At 46.1% G+C, this 12,973-nt stretch carries 13 protein-coding genes; 3 read left to right on the top strand and 10 right to left on the bottom strand.

What is annotated here, in order from left to right:
* Positions 1-271 precede the first annotated feature (271 nt).
* Positions 272-520 carry a hypothetical protein gene (locus tag FBY58_RS06595; protein ID WP_141920081.1) on the bottom strand — a complete coding sequence of 83 codons (249 nt, stop codon included), beginning with the start codon at positions 518-520 and terminating at the stop codon, positions 272-274.
* A gap of 147 nt (positions 521-667) precedes the next feature.
* On the opposite strand from FBY58_RS06595, the gene FBY58_RS06600 reads away from it, so the two are divergent.
* The 3 genes from FBY58_RS06600 to FBY58_RS06610 all read left to right on the top strand — a co-directional run bounded on the left by FBY58_RS06600 (position 668) and on the right by FBY58_RS06610 (position 2,961).
* Positions 668-1,102 (top strand): hypothetical protein, encoded by a 435-nt coding sequence (locus tag FBY58_RS06600; RefSeq protein WP_260432132.1) that lies wholly within the window; start codon positions 668-670, stop codon positions 1,100-1,102.
* Positions 1,103-1,235: 133 nt separating this feature from the next.
* Positions 1,236-2,393: a GNAT family N-acetyltransferase gene (locus FBY58_RS06605; protein WP_141920647.1), complete on the top strand. Its 1,158-nt coding sequence runs from the start codon at positions 1,236-1,238 to the stop codon at positions 2,391-2,393.
* 235 nt (positions 2,394-2,628) lie between these two features.
* Complete coding sequence (locus tag FBY58_RS06610; RefSeq protein WP_141920083.1) at positions 2,629-2,961, top strand: DHCW motif cupin fold protein; 333 nt, start codon at positions 2,629-2,631, stop codon at positions 2,959-2,961.
* A 248-nt stretch (positions 2,962-3,209) separates the two neighbouring features.
* On the opposite strand, the gene xth is transcribed toward FBY58_RS06610, so the two are convergent.
* The 9 genes from xth to FBY58_RS06655 all read right to left on the bottom strand — a co-directional run bounded on the left by xth (position 3,210) and on the right by FBY58_RS06655 (position 12,850).
* The gene (gene xth, locus FBY58_RS06615) at positions 3,210-3,995 is read right to left on the bottom strand and encodes an exodeoxyribonuclease III (protein WP_141920085.1); all 786 of its coding nucleotides are present in this window, start codon (positions 3,993-3,995) and stop codon (positions 3,210-3,212) included.
* A complete protein-coding gene (erpA, locus tag FBY58_RS06620) occupies positions 3,995-4,342 on the bottom strand; it encodes an iron-sulfur cluster insertion protein ErpA (protein WP_141920087.1) in 348 nt (115 codons plus the stop codon). The genes xth and erpA overlap by 1 nt, the downstream gene beginning before the upstream one ends.
* Before the next feature lie 91 nt (positions 4,343-4,433).
* The gene (locus FBY58_RS06625) at positions 4,434-5,450 is read right to left on the bottom strand and encodes a M23 family metallopeptidase (protein WP_141920089.1); all 1,017 of its coding nucleotides are present in this window, start codon (positions 5,448-5,450) and stop codon (positions 4,434-4,436) included.
* Between the two features lie 212 nt (positions 5,451-5,662).
* On the bottom strand, positions 5,663-6,361 hold the full coding sequence (locus FBY58_RS06630) for a sigma-70 family RNA polymerase sigma factor (RefSeq protein WP_141920092.1): 699 nt from the start codon (positions 6,359-6,361) through the stop codon (positions 5,663-5,665).
* Between the two features lie 66 nt (positions 6,362-6,427).
* Complete coding sequence (locus tag FBY58_RS06635; RefSeq protein WP_141920094.1) at positions 6,428-7,222, bottom strand: response regulator; 795 nt, start codon at positions 7,220-7,222, stop codon at positions 6,428-6,430.
* Positions 7,223-7,456: 234 nt separating this feature from the next.
* Positions 7,457-8,212: an alpha/beta fold hydrolase gene (locus tag FBY58_RS06640; protein ID WP_141920096.1), complete on the bottom strand. Its 756-nt coding sequence runs from the start codon at positions 8,210-8,212 to the stop codon at positions 7,457-7,459.
* Between the two features lie 219 nt (positions 8,213-8,431).
* Entirely contained in the window at positions 8,432-9,457 is a 1,026-nt protein-coding gene (locus FBY58_RS06645) for an aspartate-semialdehyde dehydrogenase (RefSeq protein WP_141920097.1), read from the bottom strand.
* Positions 9,458-9,557: 100 nt separating this feature from the next.
* Positions 9,558-11,783, bottom strand: a complete 2,226-nt coding sequence (locus FBY58_RS06650) for a S9 family peptidase (RefSeq protein WP_141920098.1) — start codon at positions 11,781-11,783, stop codon at positions 9,558-9,560.
* Positions 11,784-12,049: 266 nt separating this feature from the next.
* Positions 12,050-12,850, bottom strand: a complete 801-nt coding sequence (locus FBY58_RS06655) for an inositol monophosphatase family protein (protein WP_141920099.1) — start codon at positions 12,848-12,850, stop codon at positions 12,050-12,052.
* Positions 12,851-12,973 lie beyond the last annotated feature (123 nt).

Below are 12,973 nucleotides of genomic sequence, written 5' to 3' on the forward strand. Positions count from 1 at the left end.
AGGAAGGCTGGAATAAAAAAGGCTGCTTAGACAGTCCAACTTAATCTGTGATTTATAACGCTTTTTAAAAGCTGTCTGTTTATAAACCATCTGGAATCGAAAAAACATATTTTAGCCGGATTGGCTATCCAATTTTTATCTATCAAAAGAAAAAGCCAAAGCAACCGGCCAAGAAAATAAGACTTCCTTATACCTTTTTTAGAAGGAGTCTGTCTTTTCTTTCCGAAGAAAAACATCCATCATCAAGGTAACGGGGTGGTCGATTTTATCTTTAATTTACCGGCAGACTGGTTGCCTGTATGCTGTTTTCACCATCTTGTTCAAAGATGCTTTCGCTGGCCATCTCATCATTAATTGTACCCAAAGCGATATCTGTATCGGGATGGGCGGTGGCATTCACGCTATCGCGGGAACCATCCTTGCAACCGGATAGGGCGACACCCCCGATCAAAAGGCCAGCAGATAAACAATTAAAAAGAACCGTTTTTGAAAGTGCAGACATGCAACGGTTAATTTTCATAATGATACCTTTTGGAAACTTTCGGGTTTTTATTGTTTAATTTTGCCTCAAAAAGGCCTTATTGCGCCTTAATAACCACAAAAACTTTCTGACTTCGGTTTCGATTGAAACCTGCTTTTGCAAGTGTCTTTCGGATCGACGAGGATTATGACGATGAATACAACTGATGCCAAGACATTAAACACAGCTGTATGCTTATGGAAAAAGCCGCATCATCTTGGACGAATGTCGTTTAAAGAATGGGTGAGTGTCTATTTCCATGATGGCCTGCCCGTGGCCTATATGGCATTGGCTACTGCCCTGCTTGGTTATTTAATCGGTGGTTTCAGTGGTGCCTGTATAGGGTATATGGCGGGTTTATTAGGCAGTTATATTTATCTATTTGAAACCGGTTATATTCGTCATGGTCAGTCGGAAGAAAGTCCGACCTTCTTCAATTCGGGATATGCTCTTGAAATTACCAAGGAATATCCACGAGTTGAGCTGTATTCGGAGGGTGAAATTTTATCTAGCCCCAAAGAAAAAGACCATTATAAAAGCTTTTTTGAAGGAGTGGATCAAACATCCGCTAATTTTGCGTAATTCTGTGTCAGGATGCTATCCGTAGCCCAAGGACATAGCATCCGTTCCTGATTGTCTTTCTACCGCTTGAACTAAGGCCATGCCTTATGTCGTAAAGCGTCTTTTGAAAATGAAGAGGCCTGATATTATCCTTATGGCTGATCTAAAAATATACCCTATTGGGACAACCCAAAGCCGTAATTTAAACCGCTTTATTGAAGTTGCTTATCAATTGAACAAAGACAATCCAAATTGGATTGCCCCTTTGCGGAGTGAATTGAGAGAGCAGTTAAACAGCGAGAAAAATCCGTGGTTTGAACATGCTACGGCAGAATATTTTCTGGCTGAAAGAAATGGCGAACTGGTTGGGCGGATATCGGCACAGATTGACCAACTGGTTCAGCAATCACCACCAGAACAGGGCGGTGGTAAAGATGTTGGCATGTGGGGTATGTTCGAAGCCGTAGATGAAGAAGTGGCGCATGCCCTTCTGAAGACGGTTGAAAAATGGCATGAAAAACGGGGCGTCAAAAAACTGATAGGCCCAATCAGCCTTTCTATCTGGGAAGAACCCGGATTACTTATCAAAGGCCATGATCATTCCCCGACCATTATGATGGGACATCAGCGTCCCGAATATCGGGGTTGGATCGAAGATTATGGGCATCAGGGTATCAAAGACCTGTTTACCTATGAGCTGGATATCACCAAGCCGTTTCCTGAAATTATCCAGAAAATTGTAGCCTCTGGCGAAAAAAATCATCGGATTACGATCAGGCCTGCCCGCAAAAAAGACTTCATTAGTGAAGCCAAAATTTTGATGGATATCCTGAATGATGCGTGGTCGAAAAACTGGGGCTATATTCCGTTAACCGATCACGAAATCGAACATGCGCGTCACAATCTGGAACCGATTGTCTATGACGAGCTGATTATGATCGCCGAAATTGATGGCGAACCTGCCGCTTTTATGATGACTTTGCCGGATGTGAATGAAAAGCTGGCAGAGTTTAAAGGGAAGCTATTCCCCTTTAACTTCATCAAAATGCTGTGGTGGCTACGGCATCCCAAAGTAAGAACCATGCGGGTGCCTTTGATGGGTGTTCGGAAAAAATTCCAAGCTTCCCGCCTTGCCGGTCAAATGGCCTTTATGATGATCGAATATATTCGGCGTAATTCGGTGAAGGACTTTGGTGCGACCAGAGGTGAAATCGGCTGGATTTTGGACAACAATCAAGGCATGCGCTCGATTGCAACAGCGATCAAAAGCGAAGTAAACCGTATCTATCGGATATATCAAAAGGATATCTAAAAGCCGTTTTAAGGGTAATTACGCTGGCATCTGATCCGGTGATAATTTGATTGCGGCTATCCTTTGAAGATGAGGCTGAGAGCTCGGTAGTCGAAGCCCATCTGCAAAGTCGAGTGAATGTGTCGGAGCATCCGATCAAAGTCTAATCCAAAAGTTTGAACGGTGACTGAGTTTATAGACAGCTCAGTTACCGTATAATATACTCTCTGGTACAGAGTCTTATAGGATGCCTCGCATGAAGATACCAACATTGCCCTTTACTGTTACCGATTGGGGTGCCGTGCCTGTCACCGAGCATCCAGGGGAAAGCGGAAAAGCCTTGTGGCGCACCCTCAATATTGGTGATCTGCGCGTTCGTATGGTTGAATATACGGCTGGTTATCTGGCCGACCATTGGTGTGATCGTAGACATGTTCTTTTTGTACTTGAAGGCGAATTAGACAGCGAGCTACGGGATGGTCGCAAGTTTAAACTTACGGCAGGCATGGGTTATCAGGTGTCTGATTTTGGTGATGCTGCCCATCGTTCATCGACGCAGACGGGTGCCAAGCTGTTTATCGTTGATTAGAGTTGTAACGCGGTTAACCGTCATGATCGTTGATTTTGGCGGCTAACATAACCTTTCTCATAAGATAATCAGGCATAGCGATAGCTAGCTGATGTGACTAATTGGTTCATCCAGCCGATGGCAGATCACAGAAATCGCCCAAGAAGCAATCTGGCAGGTTTAATTCTGAATAGGCGTCTTTCTTATCTGTCCAATGAGAGGAAAAGATAAGAAAGATTTTGGAGTAAGCCGTTTTCTGCGGATAATAATTACTTTTGATCTTCGAGTTTTATCCAGACAGGGGCGTGGTCGCTGGCCTTTTCTTGTCCCCTGACTTGACGGTCGACACCCGCATCTATCAGACGATCGGCCAAGGATGGCGTCAGCAAGATATGGTCGATGCGCATACCTTCATCGCGTGGCCAGCTTTGCGCTTGGTAATCCCAGAAGCTATAAAGCGGTTCGGAAGGATGTCTGACCCGCAAGCTGTCCGTCCATCCGGTTGCCAATAATCGTCGCCAATAAGAAAGGCTTTCGGGCGCGAGTAAAGCATTATCTACCAATACCGCAGCATTTCGAATGTCTTTTACATCAAAAGACGGCACGACATTATAATCACCGGCTAGAATAACTGGCTTTTCGGCGTTCCATAATGATTGGGCATGTGCCAGAAAAGCGTTAAACCATGCCAGCTTATAGTCGTATTTCGGGCTATTTAGAGGATTGCCATTCGGTAGATAAAGACTGGCAATCGTTAGGTTATTAACCTCAACCTCGATATAGCGGGATTGGTCGAGATCAGGATCATTCAGCAGATGTGTTCTAATGAGCTTTGGCTTTTCTTTTGAAAGAATAGCCACGCCATTATAGGCTTTTTGCCCGTGAAACAGGCAATGATATCCTGTTTTTTCGATTTCTTCTTTGGGAAAACGCGTATCATCTGCTTTCAATTCCTGTAAGCAGACGATATCAGGCTGAAATTTTTCTAGCCATTCGACCAATCGGGGTAAACGGGCATTGATGCCGTTTACGTTAAAACTAGCAATTTTAAGCATTAGATAGAGAAGCTGGAACCGCAACCACAGCCAGAAACCGCATTCGGGTTATCAATCTGGAAAGCGGAGCCGTTGATAGATTTTACAAAATTGACGGTAGCGCCGGCTAAAAGGTCTAGGCTGACTGGATCAACAATCAAGACAGCATCGCCTTGCTGCACTTGGCAGTCGTCAGCTTCGGCTTGGTCAGCCAAAGCATATTGATAGCGAAAGCCGGAACAGCCGCCGCCTTCAACTGATAAGCGCAAGATAGCAGGCTTTTTTTGCTGATGCGCGATTTCAGTTACGCGCTCGGCAGCAGCCTGACTAAAGGTAACCGGTGGTTTTGCAGATGGGTCATTTGTCATTTTTTTAAAATAAGCCGGAAATCATGACAGACAAGCTGTCATGACCAACCTATTGAAACCGATTTTCGATTATAGCGATGTCAGTTTTCGATTATTTGTTATGCTGAACTCTGACATCTTTGATATCTTTTTCAGGCCCGCCCTGTGCACCGGCAGAAACATTATCCAGCATCGCCATGTGATAGGAATCAACCGCCAAGAAGGGCACCGGATTAACGGCTTCGCCTTGGATACGGACTTCGTAATGCAAATGGCTGCCTGTTGAACGACCCGTTGAACCCATAAGCGCGATCAGATCGCCCCGTTTGATAGCCTGACCTTCATGCACCATAATGCGGGATAAATGGCCGTAGCGGGTCTGGATCATGTGACCATGGTCGATTTCAACCAGATTACCATAACCGGAAGCCCCACCTGCCCGATCAACCACGCCATCGGCGCTGGCATAAACGGGGGTGCCATAGGGGGCAGCCAGATCAACACCGGCATGCATAGCAGAATGACGACGGAAAGGATCAGAGCGCACGCCAAAGGGGCTGGTCAGCAAGAAGCGGGAATTCAGAGGCGTTGCAGAAGGCACAACTGCCGATTTTTCAGTTTCAGCCGCATCGGCTTTTGCCCAAGAGACGAAAAGCTTGTGATATTGATTGTCGCGGTTAACAGGTTCATCGTGAGAGGCGTTTACCATTTCAGGCGACGGGTCAATCGAAATTGGCTGGAAGCCATGATAGAAGCTTCTATGAGCAACGGCAAAATGGGAAGCGCTGCGCGACATAGCGTAATGACTGCCATAACGGCTGCCCTGATAATGCGCCAAAGAAAAGTGGCCGGACTTGGAATGCCCTACCTTTCCCGAAGAATAGGAATGGCTGGAGACAGAATGAAAGGCGGCACTCTTTTTCTGATGAAGCGTGACTGCATGAGAAGAAGAGTGAGAAGCGCTGCTTTTGCTGGAGGAATGATGTTTGGAAGCCAGCGCGGGCGTAGAAATCATAACCGCGAGTAAACTTATTTTTAACCAAAGACGATTATGTTCGAATTTCATACCTTGCTTATCCTGCGCAACGACATTTGTCGCTCTATTTTGTATAGAGTCTTTAGCGATCATTACCTTCTCCCATCAGCATCTTCATTGATACTGTTATAAAAAAAATGGGCAAGGGCATGAGGGTGAAGATACGCTGAATAGAAGGCCTGATGCGTTCAAATCATTTGAAATAAACAGGCGCAGCTTTTTCCAAGAAAAAAGCAGAGAGAAAGCCGCGTTTTTGAATAAAAATGCCCGCCGTTTCGGGCAATTTTATTTCAAAAAGCAACGTATCAATGGCCGTGGCTGAGGTCGCTTACCTCATCCATAATCATATCGAGAGCTGAACGCTGAGAGTTTTCGGAATTGTGACGGGAAGCCAGATTTTCACCATCAACGAGTTTTTCCAATGCAACCCGTCCGCGAGCGACCCGACTTTTGATCGTACCAACCGCACATTCGCAAATTTCAGCGGCCTCTTCATAAGAAAAGCCCCCTGCCCCGATCAGGATCAAGGCTTCACGCTGTGCCGTGGGTAATTGCCCCAAAGCACGCTGGATATCGCCGAGCATCAAATTCTGATCTTGTCCGGCAGAAACGACCAATTGCTTGGCAGCGGCTTCTTCGTTCCATTCGCTTTTGAAACGAGAACGACGCATCTGCGAAAGAAACAGGTTGCGCAAGATGATAAAAGTCCAAGCCCGCATACTGGTACCAGCCTGAAAGCGCAGTCTTGCGCCCCATGCTTTTAACAGTGTTTCTTGCACCAGATCATCGGCCACATCGCGATTGCCCGATAAGGATCGGCCAAAAGCACGAAGATGAGGAATAACTTCAGCAAGTTGAATCCTAAAATCTTCGTCAGATAAAGAAATATGTTCTGGTTTATCGCCCGTATCGTCAGTAATTTTGGAAGAATCCTTTTTGTCTTTTACCAATTTGGAAAGATTATACGCCGGAGAATTTGCCTCTTTTTCATGATTGTTGATCATGCCGTCCTCCGTCAAAATTTCAGATACGGGCGAATGAATAAGCCTGCTTTGTATCTGGCCTGAAAATCAGGCTGCGAGACTTAGGGGATTACAAAATAAAGCCTGTGCAATAGTAGCCTTAATTGTGTCCACTTGAAATGGTTTGGTAATCAGAAAAGTCGGCTCCGGACGTTCTCCGGTGAGTAGACGTTCCGGAAAAGCGGTAATGAAAATAACCGGAACATCGATCTCTTTCAGAATGTCCTGAACAGCATCGATGCCGGAGCTATCATCTGCCAGTTGAATATCGGACAAGATTAGGCCAGGCGGGTTGGCTTTTGCCATGGAAACCGCTTCACTGCGCGTGGTCGCAATACCAATCACGTCATGCCCCAAATCACGGACAAGCGTTTCGATATCGAAAGCGATAATCGGCTCATCTTCGACAATAAGAACCTTGCTGTGAATCTGACGATCGATTTCGGCAATGGCTTCTTGTAACCACTGATCGATCTGAGCATCGGAAACACCCATCAGATAGGCAGCATCCTTGGGTGAGAAGCCTTCCATTGCGGTCAGGAGCAAAGCCTGCCGTGATTTCGGCGTAATCGGTGACAGACGGCTATAGGCGATACCAGCCTTGCCTTCTTCATCGTGATTAGCTGCCGACAGGCTTTCGGTATGTTTTTGCCATAAACGATGGAAAACCGTGTAAAGGCCAAGGCGCGGTTCGACGTCACGCGGGAAAATTTCGGGTGCCGCAATAATGGCTTCCAAAGTAGCCCGAACCAATCTGTCACCTGACGTCTGATCTCCAGTAAGAGCCCGTGCATAACGACGGAGTAAAGGGAGATATGGCGCTATTTGCTGTCCCAATGGCATAAAGATGAAAACTCCTGCAAAAAAAAGACCAAAAAATTGGGTAACTGTAAAAATGAAAGTGATATTACAAAGCCATTATATCTCTACCCGAGAGCAGCAGAATTCGCGAATCAACCATTGTAACCTAGCAAAAACAGTTATTACTGTTGAGCATTATAAAATTTATCCATCTCTGAAAAAAGCCAGTTCATTCACTTTCTGAGTTTTAGAAAATCACTGACAAAGACGTATCCATTACGGTTTTTTTACAAAATCAGCTATTTTAACGGCTAATGCCCCCTGCCCCACGGCGCTCATATGATCACCCGGCACCCATGCAAGCATGGCATCCGGTAGCGTTTCTTTCAAATTGAGCGGCGATCCATTAAAGCGATCTTTCTCTCCCGATAAAACCAATGTCGTGACGGCTATTTGTGATATTTCATCAGGCGATAGCGGGAACTGACTTTCAAGCAAAGCTAGCATCGCCGTTTTGTTACATCCAGTCTGGCGAAGAAAGCTTTGTATGAAACGTTCCGAAGAGCCTTGGGGAAAGCGATCCTGACCAAGTGCGCGTTTAAAAAGCGCAAGATTAAGGCCAATATCGGTCAAGCCTGTTAGCCCCATCCCTGCGAGGATCAGTTTTTTGGGAAGATTTTTGCCCAAGCAAAAATGAGCGGAAATACGCGCCCCAAGGGAGTAACCACCCAGAATCCAGTTTTGCAATCCAAGATGGTCGATTAGGTCGTGGCAATCCTGTGTCAGAATAGCTTTTGGCCAAGAGGGAGAAGGCGAATATCCGCTTTCACCATGTCCCCGTAGATCCGGCATAATGACCCGAAAGCCTGCCTGTGCCAAAAAGGCAGCATGACCAGGTTGTATCCAGTTTACCGAGGCTGAAGAAAAAAGCCCATGGAGTAAAACAAGGGGAATACCGTCACCTATTTCGTGCCATGCCAATTTGATGCCATCATGAGCCGTAAAATATGCCGTTTGCAGTGAAGCGGCCATAAAACCATTCCAGTTTACACATTAAATCAAAATCTATTGTTGGAATAAGTTTATAATACAAAAACAAGAATTATGAAAATCTATTTCAAGAAAATTGAGAAAATATTTTTATGTATTTTAAATTACATGTAATTTTAACTTAAACTTTAAAACAAAAAGGCGGCCTATTCTAAATAGTCCGCCTTTTAAAAAATTATTATTTATGTGTTCTTAAGGGTATCAGCCTTTTTTCAAATGGCGACGTCCCAGCAATTCAGCAATCTGGACAGCATTCAAGGCTGCACCTTTACGGAGATTGTCGGAAACAACCCAGATAACCAAACCGTTATCAACCGTCGGATCTTCGCGAATACGGCTGATATAGGTAGCGAAATCGCCTACGGCTTCTGCCGGGGTGATGTAACCACCATCTTCATGCTTATCAACGACCATGACACCCGGAGCTTCGCGCAGAATTTCACGAGCCTGATCGGCGGTCATTTCATTTTCAAATTCAATATTAACGGCTTCAGCATGGCTGACGAAGACCGGAACACGGGCACAGGTGGCAACCAATTTGATCTTGGGATCAAGAATTTTTTTGGTTTCAACGACCATCTTCCATTCTTCTTTGGTGAAACCATCATCAAGGAAGACGTCGATATGCGGAATGACGTTGAAAGCGATCTGCTTGGTGAATTTTCTCGGTTCGATCGGGTCGCCCACAAAAATGGCACGGCTCTGTTCGAACAATTCATCCATGCCCGCTTTACCAGCACCGGAAACCGACTGGTAAGTCGTTACAACAACACGTTTGATTTTGGCAGCGTCATGCAACGGCTTTAAAGCAACCACCAACTGAGCTGTCGAGCAGTTCGGGTTAGCGATGATATTCTTCTTTTTGTAAAGATCGACGGCTTCCGGATTTACTTCCGGCACCACCAACGGCACATCCGGATCCATACGGAATAAAGAAGAGTTATCGATAACCGTGCAACCTGCGGCAGCGGCAATCGGTGCATATTTTTTAGTGGCTTCTGATCCGACAGCGAACAGGGCAATGTCCCAGCCCTTCCAATCGAAGTTTTCGATATTCTGAACCTTCAGGGTTTTACCAGAATCACCAAATTCAACTGGCGTTCCCTGGCTGCGTGCTGATGCCAGAACAGCGATTTCGTCAATCGGGAATTCACGTTCAGCCAAAATCGCTAACATTTCACGGCCTACATTACCGGTAGCGCCCGCGACTACGACCCGATATCCCATTATTTTCTCCACTTATACTTATCAGTCTAAACCGTATTAACGCGCCATCCTTTATATTATTTTATCTAGGATGGAATGACTGATATAAAAAAAGAGTTATTTATCGTTGCTCACGACATTTTGTTGTTCTATCGAGAAATTTCTCAATCATATGCCATAAATGGCGTTGTTTTTGTTCACCGGCGATTCGATGTGTTTCACCCGGATAGGCCATAAATTCGAAAGATTTGTCACCTTCCTGTAATTTCGAGACCAGAGCAACCGAGTTATCGAATACAACATTATCATCGGCCATACCATGAATAAGCAGCATCGGATCCGATAATTTCAAAGCATCGGTAAGCGCATCAGATTGTTGATAGGGCAACGGATCGGTTACCGGATTCCCTAAAAAACGTTCGGTATAATGGGTGTCATATAATTCCCAGCGAATGACTGGCGCACCAGAGACCCCTGCACTATATTGACCTGGGGCTTTTTGTAGTAATTTTTGCACCATATAGCCGCCGTAAGACCAACCGAAGACAGCGATCCGTTTGGCATCCACATAGTTTTGCGATTTCAGCCAATTCAGCCCCGTTAACTGGTCTTCAACTTCGACAGTTCCCATGGCTTTATAAATCGGGTCTTCAAAGGCTTTGCCGCGTCCAGGGGAACCACGACCATCTATTGAAAAGACAATCCAGCCTTTGGAAACCAAATATTGATGTAAAGGCGGCGTCCAGCCTTGCAGTACCTGACGTCCAACATCGGGGCCGTTATAGACTTGAATAAAGACAGGGTATTTTTTGCCAGCGACTTTTTGTGGCGACAGCATTTTATAATAAAGCGGCGTGCCGTCATTGGCTTTTAGACTACCAAATTCAGTCTGGGCATGATTGGCAACATAAGGCGCATAAGGATGGGAAGCATCCAGCTTGTTTTCTTCGATCCAGCTAAGGCGCTTGCCTTTGGTGTCAGCTAGATAAACCTGTGGTGGCTGTGCCGTATTGGAACGGCCAACGAGCACGCGATTAGCCTCTTTATCCATGACCGCACTGTTATACCATCCGGCTTCGGTGAGCTGGCGTGGCTCGGAAGGATGGCGATAATCTATGACATAGAGATGTTGTTCGATTGGCGTGGATTTATTCGCAAGGAAATAAAGGAGGCCTTTTTTCTGATCGAGGCTGACTACGCCAAAAGTCATCCATTTACCTTGGGTAAGTGGCGTCCATTCGCCGTTTTTCCAATGGTAAAGATGGCGGTAGCCGCTTCTTTCAGAAGCCCAGATCAAGCTGCCATCTTTTAAGACCCGAAGATCACTATGGAGATTAATCCAGCTTTTTGAGCGTTCAGAAAAGAGGACGCTGCTCTCTCCGGTCTGGCTATTGACCTTTAATAAGTCGAGATGTTGTTGGTCGCGGCTTTCCCGTTGGACATAAACAGTTTTACCGTCCGGCGCCCAGTCGACCCGAGCCAGATAGATGTCATCATTATTGCCGAGATCGACTTTTACTTTATCCGAGCCATCTGGATTCATCAGATAAAGCGCGATTTTTGCGTTAGGGGTGCCTGCTGCTGGATAGCGTTGTTGATAGGTTTGCGTCCCGTTGGCACCAATTGCAGCGCGGGTCACAATATGCACCTGACTTTCATCGACTCTGGCAACGGCAATCCGGCTGTCATCCGGCGCCCACCAATGGCCTTTTGTCCGGTTCATTTCTTCCTGTGCCACGAATTCAGCAGAGCCCCATGTCAGGCTGCCACCGCCATCTTTGCTTAAGGCTTGTTCATGGTTGTTTTTGAGGTCAATGACGAATAAATTCTGATCCCGAACAAAGGAAAGGTAATGGCCGGTAGCCGAAACCTGTGCATCGACTTCGGTCGCGGCGGTATGGGTTACTTGTTTGACCGAACCATCAAGAGAGGCAAGATAGAGATCACCATCTAAAGGCACCAAAATGCTTTTACCGTCGGGTGACCAATTATAGCTGACAATGCCTAAGGTGCCGCCTACCCGCGCCCTTTCCCGCCGCATCTTTTCAGCTTCGGAAATTTCAGCACCGGAGCCGACTTTCTTGGAATCAATCAGCATCCGTCTGTCGCCTGTGGTGGTATCAATCGCCCATAAATCATAACGATTAAGATCATCAGGACGAGGGCGCAGCAAAGTCGCGTAACGCCCGTCGGGTGAAAGGGAGAGCGCCCGTGGCGCTGAACCGGATAAGGACGGGCTGGCAAAGACCCTGTCTAAAGTTAAACGGTCTGCCAAAGCAGGGGTGGACATCATAACAGCAGCAATCGCGCCTATCAGAATTTTGGACATGGGCATTAGGTAAAGCATGTCACTGGTTAAAACGCAATTGCCTCACTTGAAAGAAGCGCAAAGCCTTCTGAAAGTTTATTTTGAGATATCGTAATTTTGAATGGGCTTATTTGGGGATGAGAAAGCCGCATTTAGCGAACGCTATCAAGCATCTGGACTGTTTGTATCTCTATTTAAGGTGAATAACCGGCGGCCAATCCAGCTTTGATTGAATGTCTATATTAAAAAAAGCGGACTTTAAGTAAAAAGCCCGCTTTTATGCGCAAAAACTTATTTTATAAAAATTAACGTAAAAGCGATTCTGCGACATGATCCCACATTGCAGGAGAATTCGCCCCTAGCATGCCATGGCTACAATCGGAGGTTTGATAAGCAGATCCATCAAAACGTGCCAATTTGCCACCGGCTTCTTCCAGAAATAAAGAACCTGGAGCGTGATCCCAAGGCCAGCTGCGCCAGAAAACGGCAGCATCATTTTGACCCAGAACAATCCGCGGGTATTGTTCACCTGCACAAAGGGGAGATGGTGCTAAAGTAATGCCGTGGCTGAGGGGATGATGCTTGTCAAAATCAGGATGGAGATTGTCTTCTGTCACCCGTGCAGACAAGGCCACAACGGGGATATCCTGCCCTGTGCTTCGGGTGGTGACGCGTTCACCGTCAACAAATGCACCGTCACCTCTGGAAGCGTGACACATCCGCCCCGAGACAGGATCAAGAATCCAGCCAGCCTGTGGCACACCATCGCCCAGCAAGGCGATCATCATGGCATAAGGCGTTTTACCCGCTGCATAATTGCCAGTGCCATCCAGTGGATCGACCGTCCAAGCCAAGCCTTTTTTAAGATTTTTTAATAAGGACGTATCAGCGGCGGTGGCTTCTTCACCCACAATATAAGCTTCAGGCAGAAATTTGGCTAACTGCTCGGTGATGCGTTTTTCCGATTCCTTATCGACTACGGTGACGTAATCACCGGGTTCTTTTTCGGCGATTTCATTTTCCGATAAATGACGAAAACGCGGGACAAGTAAATCATTAGCGACTTCATACATCAGAGTCGCAACAGCTTTATAAAGTGGATGCATCAGTTCCTCCGGCAAATAGCCTGGTCATTACCTGCCCTTTTCCTCTATTTATTGGGCGGCAATCAAGGGAATTATGTTGAAACACCCCTGCCATTTTTTCGGTCAGTCAAATTAAAGTGCTGA

The organism is Zymomonas mobilis (genome assembly GCF_006715975.1).
In the GTDB taxonomy this organism is placed as follows: domain Bacteria; phylum Pseudomonadota; class Alphaproteobacteria; order Sphingomonadales; family Sphingomonadaceae; genus Zymomonas; species Zymomonas mobilis_B.